The sequence below is a fragment of the Wenzhouxiangella psychrophila genome, assembly GCF_042310375.1.
Classification (GTDB): Bacteria; Pseudomonadota; Gammaproteobacteria; order Xanthomonadales; family Wenzhouxiangellaceae; genus Wenzhouxiangella.
Genome location: NZ_JBHJMQ010000002.1, coordinates 322,374 through 338,794, shown reverse-complemented (window position 1 = coordinate 338,794; position 16,421 = coordinate 322,374). Strand labels below are relative to the sequence as shown.

The 16,421-nt window shown below is 63.8% G+C and carries 13 protein-coding genes and 2 tRNA genes; 4 read left to right on the top strand and 11 right to left on the bottom strand.

What is annotated here, in order from left to right; genetic code table 11:
• Nucleotides 1-27: 27 nt before the first annotated feature.
• From ACDC66_RS04195 to ACDC66_RS04185, 3 genes are read left to right on the top strand one after another with little or no spacing between them, the layout of a single operon-like run.
• Entirely contained in the window at nucleotides 28-1,641 is a 1,614-nt protein-coding gene (locus tag ACDC66_RS04195) for a LysM peptidoglycan-binding domain-containing protein (protein WP_376695417.1), read from the top strand.
• On the top strand, nucleotides 1,634-2,488 hold the full coding sequence (locus tag ACDC66_RS04190) for a M23 family metallopeptidase (RefSeq protein WP_376695416.1): 855 nt from the start codon (nucleotides 1,634-1,636) through the stop codon (nucleotides 2,486-2,488). The genes ACDC66_RS04195 and ACDC66_RS04190 overlap by 8 nt, the downstream gene beginning before the upstream one ends.
• Nucleotides 2,472-3,389, top strand: a complete 918-nt coding sequence (locus ACDC66_RS04185) for a hypothetical protein (RefSeq protein ID WP_376695415.1) — start codon at nucleotides 2,472-2,474, stop codon at nucleotides 3,387-3,389. Before ACDC66_RS04190 ends, ACDC66_RS04185 begins: the two co-directional genes overlap by 17 nt.
• A gap of 4 nt (nucleotides 3,390-3,393) precedes the next feature.
• On the opposite strand, the gene folE2 is transcribed toward ACDC66_RS04185, so the two are convergent.
• The 11 genes from folE2 to ACDC66_RS04130 all read right to left on the bottom strand — a co-directional run bounded on the left by folE2 (nucleotide 3,394) and on the right by ACDC66_RS04130 (nucleotide 12,734).
• Entirely contained in the window at nucleotides 3,394-4,368 is a 975-nt protein-coding gene (gene folE2 / locus ACDC66_RS04180; protein WP_376695414.1) for a GTP cyclohydrolase FolE2, read from the bottom strand.
• Between the two features lie 144 nt (nucleotides 4,369-4,512).
• Nucleotides 4,513-4,589 (bottom strand) — tRNA-Pro (locus tag ACDC66_RS04175).
• A 201-nt stretch (nucleotides 4,590-4,790) separates the two neighbouring features.
• Nucleotides 4,791-5,147: a MerR family transcriptional regulator gene (locus ACDC66_RS04170; RefSeq protein WP_376695413.1), complete on the bottom strand. Its 357-nt coding sequence runs from the start codon at nucleotides 5,145-5,147 to the stop codon at nucleotides 4,791-4,793.
• Complete coding sequence (locus ACDC66_RS04165) at nucleotides 5,128-5,427, bottom strand: integration host factor subunit alpha (protein ID WP_376695412.1); 300 nt, start codon at nucleotides 5,425-5,427, stop codon at nucleotides 5,128-5,130. The genes ACDC66_RS04170 and ACDC66_RS04165 overlap by 20 nt, the downstream gene beginning before the upstream one ends.
• Nucleotides 5,428-5,434: 7 nt before the next feature.
• Complete coding sequence (gene pheT, locus ACDC66_RS04160) at nucleotides 5,435-7,813, bottom strand: phenylalanine--tRNA ligase subunit beta (RefSeq protein ID WP_376695411.1); 2,379 nt, start codon at nucleotides 7,811-7,813, stop codon at nucleotides 5,435-5,437.
• Nucleotides 7,814-7,836: 23 nt separating this feature from the next.
• Nucleotides 7,837-8,841: a phenylalanine--tRNA ligase subunit alpha gene (gene pheS / locus ACDC66_RS04155; RefSeq protein WP_376695410.1), complete on the bottom strand. Its 1,005-nt coding sequence runs from the start codon at nucleotides 8,839-8,841 to the stop codon at nucleotides 7,837-7,839.
• Between the two features lie 2 nt (nucleotides 8,842-8,843).
• Nucleotides 8,844-9,200: a 50S ribosomal protein L20 gene (gene rplT, locus ACDC66_RS04150; RefSeq protein WP_376695409.1), complete on the bottom strand. Its 357-nt coding sequence runs from the start codon at nucleotides 9,198-9,200 to the stop codon at nucleotides 8,844-8,846.
• Between the two features lie 12 nt (nucleotides 9,201-9,212).
• Nucleotides 9,213-9,410 carry a 50S ribosomal protein L35 gene (gene rpmI / locus ACDC66_RS04145; RefSeq protein ID WP_376695408.1) on the bottom strand — a complete coding sequence of 66 codons (198 nt, stop codon included), beginning with the start codon at nucleotides 9,408-9,410 and terminating at the stop codon, nucleotides 9,213-9,215.
• 143 nt (nucleotides 9,411-9,553) lie between these two features.
• The gene (gene infC, locus ACDC66_RS04140; protein WP_376695508.1) at nucleotides 9,554-10,075 is read right to left on the bottom strand and encodes a translation initiation factor IF-3; all 522 of its coding nucleotides are present in this window, start codon (nucleotides 10,073-10,075) and stop codon (nucleotides 9,554-9,556) included.
• Nucleotides 10,076-10,113: 38 nt separating this feature from the next.
• Complete coding sequence (gene thrS, locus ACDC66_RS04135; protein WP_376695407.1) at nucleotides 10,114-12,036, bottom strand: threonine--tRNA ligase; 1,923 nt, start codon at nucleotides 12,034-12,036, stop codon at nucleotides 10,114-10,116.
• Between the two features lie 621 nt (nucleotides 12,037-12,657).
• Nucleotides 12,658-12,734: transfer RNA gene (locus tag ACDC66_RS04130), tRNA-Val, on the bottom strand.
• Between the two features lie 154 nt (nucleotides 12,735-12,888).
• On the opposite strand from ACDC66_RS04130, the gene mfd reads away from it, so the two are divergent.
• Nucleotides 12,889-16,317, top strand: a complete 3,429-nt coding sequence (gene mfd / locus ACDC66_RS04125; RefSeq protein WP_376695406.1) for a transcription-repair coupling factor — start codon at nucleotides 12,889-12,891, stop codon at nucleotides 16,315-16,317.
• The last annotated feature ends 104 nt before the right edge of the window (nucleotides 16,318-16,421 follow it).

Here is a 16,421-nt window from a genome sequence, read left to right as displayed (position 1 = left end):
GACCGCTGCACGAGCCCGAGCGAATTCATGCAATCAGAGCTTCCATCACGTTGCGCCATGCGCGGCCCCCGAAAACTCCTGCAACTGAGCGTTACATTGCTCGTCATCGCCGCTTCCGGCTGCGCCATGCTCGAGACAGAGCCGCCGGAAACCGAGCCTGTCGTCCAACGCAATCCGGCAGACCTGCCCGATCCATTCGCCGTGGTCGAGGAAGCCACTCGCCACCTGGGTCGGGGCCTGGAAGCGGAACCCGAACCGCAGACATCCCGCCCACCCCATCTTTGGGCGCGATTGGTTGAACGTTTCGAGTTTACGGAGTGCGCAGCCGACAGCCGCGCCGAACAATGGGCCCGCTGGTACGGGGAACATGACCAGTACATGGGGCGCGTGCTCGACCGCGCCCGGCCATGGCTCTACGACATCGCCGGTGAACTCGAGCGCCGGCAGTTGCCGGGTGAGCTCGCCCTGCTGCCGATCGTCGAATCGGCTTACGACCCCTTCGCCTACTCGCACGGCCAGGCGGCCGGCACCTGGCAGTTCGTCAGCGCCACCGCGCGTGAGCGCGGCATCGAGATCAATGATTTCTATGACGGACGGCGGGACGTGTGGGCCGCCACACGGGCGGCGCTGAACTACCTGGAGTATCTCAACAACAAGTTCGGCGACTGGAACCTGGCGCTTGCCGCCTATAATGGCGGCCAGGGTCGGGTACAGCGTGCAATCACCCGCAATCGCCGCGCCGGCCGGGGCAGTGAATGGAATGTGCTCAGCCTTCCGCGCGAAACCCTGGGTTACGTGCCAAAACTCAACGGGCTCGGGTGCCTCTTTGCAGAGCCGGCCCGATTCGGCTTCCAAGTACCGATCTGGGATAACCGACCCCAGATCAAGCGCATCGAATTGAACGGACCGGTCGACATCGTCGCCCTGTCGGCGGCCGCCGACATCGATATCGCCGAGCTGGTCGCCATCAATCCGGGACTCAATGGTCACCTGACGCCGCCGGGCGGGCCGCACCACCTGATGGTGCCGGCCGCGCAAGCTGAACGCGTGCGCGAAGTGCTTGACCAGCTCGACAGCTCGGACATGATCGTCTGGCGCGAGGTCAGCGTGCGCCCGGGCGATACGCTCTCCCACCTGGCCCGGCGCCACAACACGACGGTGCGCCAGCTGCGTGAGGCCAACAGCCTTGAGAGTGATTTTCTTCGCGCCGGCCAGAAGCTGCGCCTGGCCGACAATGGCCGCACACCCGAAAACTCGCCCTACGCCGAGCGATACGCTCAGCTCGAGCGCCTCCAGCAACGCCTCCTGCCGACAAAACGCTTCCAGCACCAGGTTCGTCCGGGCGAAAATCTCTGGGTCATTGCACGGCGATACGACGTGACGGTCGACAAACTGCAGCAATGGAACGGTCTCGGAAACAACGCCCTCATCCGACCGGGCGATCGTATCCTGGTCAATGTATCCCAACCGGGCTCCGGCGCAACCCGCCAGTACACCGTGCAGCGAGGCGACTCGCTCTGGACGATTGCCCGGCGCCACGGCGTTTCCGTCAACGACCTCATGCGCTGGAACGGACTCAGCAAGGGAGCAACCCTTCAGCCCGGACAGAAACTGGACATCCGCGGAGGTGGCAATGCCTGACAACGGTTTTTCACAATGGCTTGTTACCGGCCTTCTGTTTTCCCTCTTTGTGTCCGCCCAAGCCTCCGACGACGGCCCCGTCGAATTCGAAGGTGAAACAGCCCAGGGCGGAATGGTGGTCGGCGACGCCCCCGCGGGCAGCTCGATCAGCGTTGACGGCGAACCCGTCATGACCACCGATGACGGACGCTTCCTGGTCGCCTTCGGTCGCGAGCAAACCGAACCGGCCCGGGTCGAAATCGTTCTGCCCTCCGGCATGCGGCTCGAGCGTCGACTGAAACCCGAGCCGCGCGAATTCGATATCCAGCGCATCGACGGCCTGCCCCAGGACAAGGTCACGCCACCCGAGTCCGTACTGGCGCGGATCCGCGATGACGCCCGGCAGGCAAGGGAAGCACGCGAACGGCGCGATGCGCGAACGGACTGGGAAAGCGGCTTTGACTGGCCCCTGACCGGACCGATCACCGGCGTCTACGGCAGCCAGAGAATTCTCAACGGCGAACCACGCAACCCGCACTGGGGCATCGATATTGCGGCCCCGACGGGAACGCCGGTACGCGCCCCGGCCTCCGGCATCGTGACCCTGGCCCATCCCGACATGTACTTTTCCGGCGGCACCCTGTTCATCGATCACGGTCACGGCCTGGTGTCGGCCTTCCTCCACCTCGACGCCATTCACGTCGAGGTCGGCGACGAGATCGACCGGGGCCAGGTTGTCGCCGAGGTCGGGGCCACTGGCCGGGCCACGGGTCCCCACCTTGACTGGCGCATGAACCTTCGCGACTTGCGCATCGATCCTGCATTGCTGCTCGACTGGAGCGAGAACCCGGATGCCGAACAACACTGAGCCCTACCCGTTCCTGCGCGCCCGTCGCCAACGAATTGATGGCGGCGGTTGGGCGGCAGTCGCCCTGCTGGCGCTGATTCTGACCGGCTGCGCGGCCACACCCGATACATCAACCGTGCCGGACCGGCCCTCGCCCGTACTGCAGCAGATCGCGACGCGACTGCCCGGCCAGTATGTCAGCGTCCGAGACAAAGACCGCGCGATCCAGTCAATGAGCATCGAGAAACGCTCCGCCTCCGACGCGGACGGGGTGGCATTTTCGTTGGTTCAGTCCAGTGCGGACGGGGCCGACGAGCGACGATTCGGCCTGAGCCTCCGACCCGGAAAACTCGACAATCGACTGAATGGGCGATATGCCCTGCTGGGCCCCGGGGGAGAAGTCCGCCGTAGCTGCCCGATGAACTTCCACGTCACCCAGAGGGGGCTGGTCGGTGAGACCGATCCGGCCTCGTGTCGCTTTGGCGAAGGCGCCGAGGCGGTCGGTCTGCTCAAGGAGATTGCTTTCGACGGTCGGGGCATCCGGATAGGCGATCGGCTGATGGACCCTGAATCGGGCGAACCGCGCGGACAGGACCAGGTCATCCGTTTCTTTCCGGCGCGCGACTTCTCGGGCTGGCTGGGCATTCGGGACGGCGATGAATGGCGCGTTGCGCGCGATTTCAGCCTGCGGCCTGGCGTCGCGATCGAACCGCTCGACGCGGCCGACATGAGCCTCGGTTTTTCGATCGAACTGAATTACTACCGCATGGAGCGTGGAAACGAGGAGACGCTGCTCAGACTGACCATCACGGACAGCGAATCGGGCGAAACCGTCGCGGAGTCCTGGACCGAACCCGGCTCACGAAATATTGGCGTCGCCCTGCCCGACCTGCAGGTCGGGCTGAACGTCGACGGTCAGTAAGCGCTCACTCCTGACGCCATCCGGACGGCTGACCGTCGATCGGCTCGTAGCCGCCTTCCACACCCTTGGTGACGATCGCCACCGCGTTGTGCGGATGCAGGCTTTCGAAATGGCGGCAACGGGCCCAGAAGTCGATCACCCGGTCCTGGGACTCCAGGGCCGTCTGTACCCGCCGTGCTGCGTCTTCGCAAAACATCAGGTTCTGACCGTTGAGTAGCGCAAAGGCCTGCTCGTCCTCGCGCTTGACCGCCGCCTGGACTGGTGTCTTGAGCGCGCCCTCCACGGCATCGATCATTTCCACGAAAGGAAAGGCCTCGAAGCTCGGAGCAAGCTGCAGACGAATGTCGGCCGCACTACGCTGGCTGTGCGGCGTGGCCACGATACCCTCCTCGCTGCCGAGCCAATCGAGTACCGCCTGAGCGTCGACCGCGCCCTCGTCACCGAAATCCTTGCGAAACTGATCCTGAATCAACTGCCGGGCGAGCGCGGCCGAACAGGGGCAGGTGCTCGAGTAAGCGACCTGTAGTGCCATTTCGATCTCGAACTCGCGCTCGTCCAGGCTGGCGATGATGCTGATGGGATAGCGCCGCCAGCCACTGTTGTCGCTGACCAGCGCCTTGCGTCGAAGCATGTAGTCGAAATCGAGGCGAATCATGGCGCGCGAACTGAGGTCCTCGTGCGAGGCCAGGAAATCGCGCAGCAGGTGACGCAGGAGAGCCGGCGTGACAGTATGTTCGGCCAGGGCCCGGTCGAGATGCAGATACAGGCGCGACATGTGAATCCCGCGCTTCTCCGGCCGCTCCAGATCGACGAAGGCATTCACATGCGCCGTCGTCTGGGTATGCGTACCGTCGGTGGCATCGAGCAGGATCGGCATTTCGATACTGTTCATGCCTACCCAGTCGAGCTTCCCGGCAACCTGGGCCCGGGCATGCGTTGCAACATCCGGCATGTTGGCGACTTTGGGTCGATTTTTCATAGAAGGCTCTCTTCTGCTTTCGGGTCAATAGGCGCCCTGAATTGCTCGGGGCAGTTTTATTGCGAAGCCGTATTGAACGCCATTCCGGATGAAAGACTCGTGAATCAGTACGCTGCCGCAGAAAACGGCGGGGAAAAAGGAAAATGGTCGGAGCGGGGAGATTCGAACTCCCGACCCCCACAACCCCATTGTGGTGCGCTACCAGGCTGCGCTACGCTCCGACCGGAAACTTGCTTGGGGTTAAAAGCGGCATTTTACCCCGAATCGACTGAGTTATGCGACAGATGCAGATTTGAAAGATTGGAACCACGGAAGACACTGAATACACGGAATATATAAAAATCAGTAAATTAAGAAATAAAACTGATGTAGGTTCCGTGCCCTTCCGTGCATTCCGTGGTTACTGGTTTTTTCCGCAGATCCTAACGACGTAATACGTGGAGGATCTCCTCCAGCTCCACACGCATCTGCTTGACCAGTTGCTGGCTGCGCGAGACGTCGTTCTGCGCCGTATCCCCTTCAAGCCGCTGGCGCGCGCCCTGGATGGTGAATCCCTGTTCGTGCAGCAGGCTGCGGATCTGGCGCACCATCAGCACGTCGTGGCGCTGGTAGTAACGGCGGTTGCCGCGGCGCTTGACCGGCTTGAGTTGCGGAAACTCCTGCTCCCAGTAGCGCAGCACATGCGGCTTGACGGCACACAGCTCGCTGACTTCGCCGATGGTGAAATAGCGCTTCGCCGGTATCGGCGGAAGCTCCTGGTTACTCCCCGGATCCAGCATACGCTTCCACTCTCGCTCTCAGTTTCTGCCCCGGCTTGAAGGTCACCACGCGGCGGGCCGATATCGGAATTTCCTCGCCGGTCTTGGGGTTACGGCCCGGGCGCTGATTCTTGTCGCGCAGCTGGAAGTTACCGAAACCCGAAAGCTTGACGTGATCGCCGTCTTCCAAAGCCTGTCGGATCGTCTCGAACCAGGCGTCCACGAATTCCTTGGCTTCGCGCTTGTTGAGGCCGACCTCATCGAACAGCGCGGCAGCCAGATCAGCTTTGGTCAAAGACATCCCCTTTTCAACCTCTCAATTTTGCACCGAAGCGTTTCTCGAGATCGGCCAGCACCGTCTCGAGCAGCGCATCGACCTCACGATCCTTAAGGGTGCGCGAAACATCGCGCAAAATCAAGCCCATAGCAAGACTTCTGAAGCCCTTTTCGATCCCTTCCCCCCGATACTGGTCAAAAATGACGCAATCCTCGAGTAATCCGCCGGCCGATTCGCGCACCGCCTCGATCAGCCTCGCGGCAGGGTGCTCGTCGGACACCACGATGGCAATGTCCCGGCGAACGGCCGGGAAGCGCCCGCTGTCGCGGTGTTCCGGCAGGCGGCGGGCGGTGATGCTCTGGCCGTCGAACTCGGCCACGAAGACCGCCTGCTCGAGTTCGAGCCCATCGGCCTGCGCCGGATGCAGCTGGCCGAGCCAGCCCACGGGCTTACCGTCGATCAGCAAACGGGCGGACTGCCCGGGATGCAGCCAGGGCAGCTCGACACGCTCGAAACCGATCTTGCCGTCGATGGCATTGTAGGCGAGCAAATGTTCAACCTCGCCCTTGAGGTCAAAGTAATCGGTCGCACGTGGCTTGCCGCTGAAATGCTGGGGACGGATGTCCCCGGTCATCAGCAGGCCAAGACGCCAGGACTCCTCGAACGAGTCCTGGTCATTGCGGAAACAGTGACCGGTCTCGAACAGGCGGAAGGAGTGTATCTGACGGCGCAGGTTTCGACCGGCAACGCCCAGCAGACCGGGCAGCAAACTGGTTCGAAGCACCGCCATTTCACGGCTGAGCGGGTTCGCCAGTGCCTGTGCGCCCTCACCCATCGACAGCGCATCCAGTTCGCCCTGGCTGACGAAGCTCCAGGCCATGACTTCCTGGAAACCGCGGGCGGCGAGCTGTTGCCGCAGCGCCCGCTCACTGGTGCGCGCCTCGTGCGGCGCCTTGACCACGATCTCGCCGCCGGGATGACGAATCGGCAGGCGATCATAGCCGTATATGCGGGCGACTTCCTCGATCAGGTCGGCCTCGATTTCGATATCGCGCCGCGCGGTGGGCGCCACCACCTCGAAATCATCGCCGTCGCCACGACTGACTTCCATACCCAGCCGTCGGAGAATTGCTTCGACCGATTCCGCGTCGAGCTCGGCGCCGAGCACCCGGTTGAGCCGCTGCAGGCGCAGGGTCACTCGGGAAGCGCGCGGAAGGTATTCGTCATCCTTCGCTTCGAGCACGGGCCCGGGCCGGCCGCCGGCGATGTCGAGGATCAATTGCGTGGCACGCTCGACGGCAACGCGCTGAAGTGCCGGGTCGACGCCCCGCTCGAAGCGATGTGCCGACTCGGTCGAAAGGCCGAGGCGCCGGGCACGTCCGCTGATCGTGGCCGGATTGAACCAGGCCGACTCGAGCAGGACGTCGCGGGTGTCGTCGTCGACGGCAGAATCCTGTCCGCCCATGACGCCCGCGATGGCCAGTGGTCGATCGTGATCGGCGATCAGCAGCATGTCCTCGTCAGGCTCGATTTCCTGCCCGTCGAGCAGCGTGATCTTCTCGCCCTTGTTCGCGCGGCGTACACGGATCCCGCCCTGGATCCTGTCCAGGTCGAAGGCATGCATGGGCTGACCGAGTTCCAGCAGCACGTAGTTGGTGACGTCGACGATGGGACCCAGACTGCGAATCCCGGATCGGCGCAGGCGCTCGACCATCCACAGCGGCGTGGCCGCCGCAACGTCGACACCCTCGATCACCCGGCCGACATAGCAAGGGCAGTCTTCGGGGCTGTCGAGTTCGATATCGATACCGCGCTCGGTAGCGGCAGGCACCGCTTCGATCTTCGACGAGACAACCGGCTTTTCGGTAATGGCCGAAAGCTCGCGTGCCAGGCCGCGAAGGGAGAGACAGTCGGCGCGATTGGGCGTGAGGTCGATTTCGATGACCTGGTCGTCCAACCCCAGGAAACCGGCCAAGGGTTCGCCCACGGGCGCGTCGGCCGGCAGTTCCATCAGGCCGTCGGCGTCTTCACCCAGGCCCAGCTCGGGTTCGGAGCAGAGCATGCCCTCCGAACCCACGCCGCGCAGTTTCGCCGGCTTGATCTTCATGCCGCCGGGCAGCGTCGTACCCAGTGTGGCCAGCGGCGCCTTCAGGCCCTCGCGCGCGTTGGGCGCACCGCAAACGATGGTGCGCTCCTCGCTGTCGCCGGCCACCCGGCATACACGAAGGCGATCGGCATCGGGATGCGGCTCGACCGACACGATCTCGCTTACGACCACGCCGTCGAGCGGCGGGGCGACGGGTTCAATGGAATCGACTTCCAGCCCGGCAAGGGTGAAGCGCCTGGCGATTTCTTCGGCGTCGAGGCCGGAATCCACCCATTCGCCGAGCCAGCGGTGACTGATCTTCATGAAATTACCTCGGCTTTCCCGGGTTAGCGGAACTGGCGCAGGAAGCGCAGGTCGTTGTCGAAAAACAGGCGCAGGTCGTCGACCCGGTAACGCAGCATGGCGAAGCGTTCAACGCCCAGGCCGAAGGCATAGCCAGTGTATTCCTCGGGATCGACACCGCAGTTTATGAGCACGTTCGGATGCACCATGCCGCAGCCGAGCACCTCCAGCCAGTCCCCGGTGGTGCCGTCGGGATTGCGCCAGCGCACGTCGACCTCGGCCGAGGGCTCGGTAAAGGGGAAATAGGACGGGCGCAGCCGCATCTCGAGGTCGTCCTCGAAAAAGGCGTTGACGAAGTCCGACAGCATGCCCTTGAGGTCGGCGAAGGTCACATCGCGGTCGACCAGCAGGCCTTCGACCTGATGGAACTGGGGCGTATGCGTCTGATCCGAATCCGACCTGAACACGCGGCCCGGCGCGACGATCCGGACCGGCGCACCGCGTTCCTTCATGACGCGGATCTGAACCGGCGAGGTATGCGTTCGCAGCAAGCGGCCGTCGGGCAGGTAGAAGGTATCGTGCATTGCCCGCGCCGGGTGATGCGGCGGAAAATTCAGCGCCTCGAAGTTGTAGTAGTCGTCCTCGACTTCCGGCCCCGTCGCCACCTCGAACCCCAGCCGCTGGAAGATGTCGAGCAGGCGATCGAGCGCCCGGTTGACCGGATGGGCGCCGCCGGGATCGACAGCCCGTCCAGGCAGGGTGACGTCGATGGTCTCCTCGGTGAGCCGTGCATTCAGCCGCTCGCGGGAGAGCAACTCACCGCGTTCGGTGATGGCCCGCTCGAGCGTCTGCTTGGCGCGATTGATTTCCTGGCCCGCCTCGCGCCGCTGCTCGGGCGGAAGCTGGCCCAACTCCTTGAGCTGCGCGGTGAGCGCCCCCTTCTTGCCGAGAAACCGAACCCGGACTTCGTCCAGGCTTCGCTCGTTGTCGGCTGAGGCAACCTGCTCGAGGGCGTCCTCGAGCAGGCTCTGCGATGCCGGCGTGTCCATGCTCAGCCCAGGCTGGACTGAGCTTTCTCGGCCAGCGCCTTGAAGGCGGCCTTGTCGTGAACGGCCAGGTCAGCCAACACCTTGCGGTCGATGGCGACGTCGGCTCGCTTGAGGCCGTTGATGAACCGGCTGTAGGACAGGCCGTGCTCGCGGGCGGCCGCATTGATGCGCTGGATCCACAGGCTGCGGAAATCGCGCTTGCGCTGGCGGCGGTCGCGGTAGCTGTACTGACCGGCCTTGATGACGGCCTGCTTGGCGACGCGATAGACCTTGCGGCGGGCGCCGTAATAACCTTTGGCCCGGCTGAGCACCTTGCGGTGACGACGACGGGCGACTACTCCACGTTTGACTCTTGCCATGATCGCTCTCCCTTAAAGTTTCGGCAGCATCTGACGCACGGCTTTTTCTTCCGCACGATCGACGAGGGTGGTGGACCGCAAGCGGCGCTTGCGCTTGGTGTCCTTCTTGGTGAGGATATGGCTGTGGTTGGCACGCTTGCGCTTGATGCGCCCGCTGCCCGTGGCACTGAAGCGCTTGGCCGCGCCCCGGTTGCTCTTCATCTTCGGCATTGTCTTCTCTCCTTGTTTTACCTTCGTGCAGCGGTTACCCGGGCCGTCCGGGCAACGCTTGCGAGCTGCATTCCGGCTAGTTGTATCCGACAGCTTCTGCTGCCGGTTCGTTCAGCGTCCGCCTCTCTGGGAAGTCTTCCTTTTCAGGATGTCTTCTTGGGCGACAGCATCATGACCATCTGCCGCCCTTCCATGCGCGGACGCTGCTCCACGACCGTTTCCTCGGCCATGTCCTTTTCGACCCGCTGGAGGATCTCGAGACCGAGCTCCTGGTGGGCCATTTCGCGACCACGGAAGCGAAGGGTCACCTTGACCTTGTCGCCCTCTTCGATGAACCGGCGCAGGTTGCGCATCTTGACGTCGTAGTCATGGTCATCGGTTCCGGGGCGGAACTTCACTTCCTTGATCTGAACCTGTTTCTGCTTCTTGCGTGCTGCCTGCGCTTTCTTGGACTGCTCGAAGCGGTACTTGCCCCAGTCCATGATGCGGCAGACGGGTGGCTCGGCCTGCGGCGCGATTTCCACCAGGTCCATGCCCTCTTCCTCGGCACGGGCCAGCGCATCCCTGATCGCCATCACCCCGATCTGATCGCCTTCGGAACCTACGACGCGCACTTCGCGCGCGGTGATGTCCTCGTTGCGTCGGGTCTTCTTATCTGTTGCGATGTGTGCTGCTCCTTTCTGCGTTCAGTGCAAATGAACCGTCAATTATCGGTGATCGGGCCGCGCTGTGCCACCTCCGTGGACAAACGCTTGATCAGATCGTCGATCGACATGGCGCCCAGGTCCGTGCCGTCACGCAGACGCACAGCGACCTGACGATTCTCGACCTCGCGATCACCCACCACCAACAGATACGGGATCTTCTCGAGCGTGCGGCCGCGGATTTTATAGCCGATCTTCTCGTTGCGCAAGTCCGACTCGACCCGAAAACCCTGCTGATTCAGGATCTTGGTCACCTCACGAACGTAGTCGGCCTGGGCGTCGGTGATATTCATCACCACCGCCTGCACGGGCGTGAGCCATAACGGCAGCTCGCCGGCGTAATGCTCGATCAGGACACCGATGAAACGCTCGATCGACCCCAGGATGGCACGGTGCAGCATCACCGGAGCGCGGCGCTCGCCGTCCTCGTCGACATATTCAGCGCCCAGGCGTCCGGGCATCGAGAAGTCGACCTGCATGGTGCCGCACTGCCAGACGCGGCCGATGCAGTCGGTCAGGGAGAACTCGATCTTGGGCCCGTAGAACGCGCCCTCGCCCGGCTGCAGCTCGTATTCGATGTCGGCCGCCTCGAGCGCCTCGGCCAGGGCCTTTTCGGCCTTGTCCCAGACCTCGTCGGAGCCCACACGCTTTTCCGGCCGCGTCGAGAGCTTGACCACGACGTCGGTGAAACCGAAATCGTTGTAGACGTCGAACACCAGCTTGTTGAAGGCCAGCACTTCGTCGCGAATCTGGTCTTCGGTGCAGAAAATATGCGCATCGTCCTGGACGAAGTTGCGTACCCGCATCAGCCCGTGCAGCGCGCCCGAGGGCTCGTTGCGATGGCAGGAGCCGAATTCGGCCATGCGCAGCGGCAGGTCGCGGTAGCTCTTCAGGCCCTGGTTGAACACCTGCACATGGCAGGGGCAGTTCATCGGCTTCACCGCGTAGACGCGATCCTCCGAGGAGGTGATGAACATGTCGTCGCCGAAGTTTTCCCAGTGCCCGGACTTTTCCCACAGGCTGCGGTCGACGATCGACGGGGTGTGGATCTCCTCGTAATCGGCCTCGCGCAGCCGGCCGCGAATGTAGTCCTGCAGCGCCAGGTAGATGCGCCAGCCTCGGTCGTGCCAGAACACCATGCCCGGGGCCTCGGGCTGGATGTGGTAGAGATCGAGCCTCGCACCAAGTTTGCGGTGATCGCGCTTTTCAGCCTCTTCCAGGCGTTTGAGATAGGCCTTGAGCTGCTTCTTGTCCGGCCAGGCCGTGCCGTAGATGCGCTGCAGCATTTCATTGTCTGAATTGCCGCGCCAGTAGGCACCGGCCAGCTTGGTCAACTTGAAGGCTCCGAGCTTGCCGGTCGAGGGCACGTGCGGGCCACGGCACAGGTCGATGAAATCACCCTGACGATAAAGCGAGAGCGTCTCGTCGGCGGGAATATCCTCGATGATTTCCGCCTTGTACTCCTCGCCCATGCCGCGGAAGAACTCGACCGCCTCATCGCGCTCCATGACAGAACGCTCGACGGCGATGTCCTCGGCGACGATCTTTGCCATCTCTTTCTCGATTTTCTCGAGATCCTCGGGACGGAAAGGCTCCTCGCGCGCGAAGTCGTAATAGAAGCCGTCGTCAATGACCGGTCCGATGGTCACCTGGGTGTCGGGAAACAGTCGCTGGACCGCCTGCGCCATAAGATGCGCCGTGGAGTGCCGAAGCATCTCCAGCCCCTCTTCGTCGCGGGAAGTGATAATGCGCAACTCGGCGTCCTGATCGATCTTGTAGCTGGTATCCACCAGCCGACCCTCGACCTCACCGGCAAGCGCCGCCTTGGCCAGGCCAGGACCGATCGACTCGGCCACCTCATGCACCGTCACCGGATGATCGAAATCCTTCCGGCTACCGTCTGGAAGCGTAATCTGAACCATGGTTGCGAATTCTACCGCCTGTCAGCCCCCAAAATTGGGGCAAATTCCGAAAAATTGAAGGCTCCGATCCCGTCCCGATGCGGAGGCTTCGATCGGGGCCCGATACGGGATGGCCCGCTTCAGTTCGACGCAGTGGCGAGGCCTTCAGCGAGCCAACCCGCATCGACCCTGCCGCGCATAAGCCGAAGCGCACGCAAAAAACGGGACGCGTTTGCCCTGATGGCACGGGAAGTTTGCGAGCACGCGATTAACGGCGCTCCGAATACTCCGCAAGACTCGCTACTGAACCGAATGCTTTCCAGCGCTTTCTGGGTGCGTCGATTTCGGCGACGCGCGGAGCGCAGCGACCGCAGCGCAGGCGGAGAGCGGGTGCGCCTTGCGCCTCATGCGCAAGCAGCGCCCGCTCGCAGCCGTCGCGCGTGTGCCTTGATGGCACATGAGGATCGCGACACCTCCCTCAACTCCCACTGGGCCTCGAATTTGTTCCAGCGCTTTCTGAGTGCGTCGATTTCGGTGGCGGACGCAGCGCAGGAACCGCAGTGTACTCAAATGTACATGAGGATTCCGAGCAGCGCCCGACGCCGAAAGCGGCGTACTCAGGAAGGGCTGGGGCAAATTCGATGGTGGGCGATGCTGGATTTGAACCAGCGACCTCTGCCATGTCAAGACAGCGCTCTAACCAACTGAGCTAATCGCCCTTCCGAATCAAGCCGGAAAGTCTACCCGAAGTTCCAGAAATCGACAAGCGCCCTGCCCCTAATTTTCTAAATCCTTCCGCCGCCCGCGTCGACTTCACCCGGGCGTCCCCCTCCCGCTTGCTAAAATGCACGGTTTATCGAGCCGCCACCACCCATGTCCGAGCGCTTTTCCGTATTCAACCCGCCCCGAGCCGGCGACGGCCGCAGCGACTGGCCGCTACTCGAAAGCCTGCCGCTGGCGCTGGCCATTTCCGCCTATGCCGGGCGCAAGGGCGGGCCGGTGCTGGTGGCGGTACCGGACGGCTACGCCGCACGCAACCTGCGTGACGACATCAATCATCTCGAAACCGTTGATGCGGAGCTGTTCCCGGACTGGGAAATTCTGCCCTACGACCTCTACTCGCCCCACCCCGACCTGATCTCGCGGCGCCTGGACCTGCTCTCGCGCCTGCCGGGAATGGACTCCGGCGTGGTCATTGCACCGATTACCGCGCTGATGCAGCGCCTGCCTCCGGTGGCCTGGGTGCAAGGACAGAGCCTCGACCTGGCCGTCGGGGAGCGACTCGACACCGATGCCTTTCGCGGTCGCCTGCACGCGGCCGGCTACCAGGTAGCCGAACAGGTCTGGCAGCCGGGCCAGTTTGCCGTGCGCGGTGCCGTCATGGATCTGTGGCCGATGGGCCGTCCCGAGCCCTATCGCCTGGAGCTGTTCGACGACGAGATCGAGTCGATCCGCACCTTCGATGCCGAGAGCCAGCGCTCCACCGGCAAGCTCGAGCGCATCGACATGCTTCCGGCGCGCGAGTACCCGTTCGACGAAGACAGCCGGCAGGCCTTCCGGCGCGCCTTCCGCAACCGCTTCGACGTCGACCTCAGGCGCGCCCTGCCCTATCAGGAAGTCGGCGAGGGCCATCACAGCCAGGGGCTCGAGCAGTATTTGCCGCTGTTTTTCGAATCCACCGCCAGCCTGACCGACTACCTGCCCAGCCCGCACCGCCTGGTGCTGCTGCCCGGCGTCGAGGAGGCGGCCGCCGAATTCTGGCGCGAGGTCGAGCACCGTCACGACCAGCGCGGCGGCGATATCGAGCGTCCCGTACTGGACCCGGGCGAATTGTTCGTGCCGGCGACCGAACTCACGCGGACCATGGAAGACGATGCCGCCGTCAAGGTGACGCGGCGCAAGCCCTCCGTCGACGCAGTCGCGCCCGCGCCCAGCCTGGATCTCGACGAAAAGGCCGAGGAGACCGCCCGCCACCTGCGCGCTATGAGTGAACGCGATCGCGTGCTGATCGCGGCCGACACCGCCGGACGGCGCGAACTGATTCGCGACGCGCTGCGCGCCGGCGGGCTGCAACCGAAGCTGCTCGATTCCTGGTCGGCTTTCGTCAGCGGCGACGACCCGCTGGTGGTGGTGGAAATGCCGGTATCGGGCGGCTGCCGCCTGGGCGATCGCTCGATCACGATCCTGACCGAAAGCGAACTCTTCCCCGGCCATACGCGGACCGTGGGGCGCGAGCGACGCAGCGGCCAGGACCCGGAGACCATGATCAAGAGCCTGGCCGACCTCCAGCCCGGCGCGCTGGTCGTCCACCTGGAACACGGCATCGGCCGCTACCTGGGCCTGGAAGTGCTCGATGCCGGCGACACCACGGCCGAGTACCTGTGCCTGGAATACGCCGGCAGCGACAAGCTCTACGTGCCGGTGACCGACCTGCACCTGGTCAGCCGCTATACCGGGGCCGACCCCGAGGCCGTCGACCTGCACAAGCTCGGTTCCGACCGCTGGGCACGCACCCGGCGCAAGGCGGCCGAAAAGGTGCGCGATGCCGCCGCGGAGCTGCTCAACCTGCAGGCCCGCCGTGCCGCCCGACAGGGTCAGAGCTTCGAGATCGACCGCGGCCTCTACGCCCGCTTCGCGGCTGGCTTCGAGTACGAGGAGACCGAGGACCAACAGACGGCCATCGACGGCGTCCTGGCCGACCTGGCCTCCAGCGAGCCCATGGACCGGGTGGTGTGCGGCGACGTCGGCTTCGGCAAGACCGAGGTGGCGCTGCGCGCCGCCTTCGTCGTCGCGAACTCCGGCCGCCAGGTGGCCATGCTCGCCCCCACCACCCTGCTGGCCGAGCAGCACTACCGCAACTTCGCCGATCGCTTCGCCGACTGGCCGATCAACGTGCGCCTGCTGTCGCGTTCGGGCGGCTCGGCGGCCAAGACCGTCCAGGGCCTGGAAGACGGCACGGTCGATATCGTCATCGGTACCCATCGCCTGCTGCAGAAGGACATCAAGTTCCGCGATCTCGGCCTGGTCGTCATCGACGAAGAACAGCGCTTCGGCGTGCGCCAGAAGGAGCGGCTCAAGGCCCTGCGTGCCGAGGTCGACCTGCTCACGCTCACCGCCACACCCATTCCACGGACACTGAACATGTCGATGGCCGGCCTGCGCGAGCTGTCCATCATCGCCACGCCGCCGGCCAAGCGCCTGGCGGTTCGCACTTTCGTTTCCGAGTGGGACACGCCCACAATCCGCGATGCCGTGCAGCGCGAATTCCAGCGCGGCGGGCAGGTCTATTTCCTGCACAACGAGGTACGCACCATGCCGCGGCAGGTCGCCGAACTCGAGGAGCTGTTTCCCAACGCGCGCATCGGCATGGCCCACGGCCAGATGCCGCCGGGCGAGATGGAAAAGACCATGCGCGACTTCTATGCGCGCCGCATCAACCTGCTGGTGTGCTCGAGCATCATCGAAAACGGGATCGACGTACCCACGGCCAACACCATCATCATCAACCGCGCCGACAAATTCGGCCTGGCCCAGCTTCACCAGCTGCGCGGACGCGTCGGCCGCTCCCATCACCTCGCCTACGCCTACCTGATCACCCCGCCCTGGAAAGTCCTCACGCGCGATGCCAAAAAGCGGCTGGAGGCCATCCAGTCGCTGGAAGACCTGGGCGCGGGCTTCACCCTGGCCAGCCACGATCTCGAGATCCGCGGCGCCGGTGAACTGCTGGGCGAAGATCAGTCCGGCCAGATCGAAGCGATCGGCTTCGCGCTCTACTCCGACCTGCTCAACCGCGCCGTCGAGGCCTTGAAGAACGGCGAGGAGCCGGACCTGGACGAGCCGATGTCGATCACCAGCGAAGTGGACATGCACATTACAGCGATGATCCCGGACAGTTATCTGCCCGACGTGCACCAGCGCCTGGTGCTTTACAAGCGCATCAGCCAGGCCGACACCGACAAGAAGCTCAACGACCTGCAGGTGGAGATGATCGACCGCTTCGGCCTGCTGCCGGCGGAAGTCAAGAACCTGTTCGCCACGGCCGAACTGCGACTGCGCGCCAAGAAGCTGGGCATCAAGCGCCTGGAAGTCGGCCCCGCCGGCGGCCGCGTGGAGTTCAAGGCCAAGCCGGACATCGACATGGGCGAGTTGCTCAAGATGATCCAGAAGGAATCCCACACCTTCGAACTGCCCGACAACGACAAGCTACGCATCAAGGGCGAGTTCGAGGAAGTCGAGGATCGCTTCCACATGGCCGAGGAACTGCTCGAGCGCCTGGCGCCGGAAGAGCGGGCGGCGGCCTGAGCCTGAAAAGCATTAACCGCAAAGACGCGAAGAGCGCGAAGGGAAAAAGACTTTAAGCTCTATTGCCCTGATGCTGTCACGATTTTTTTGGTTCCTGGTTTCCG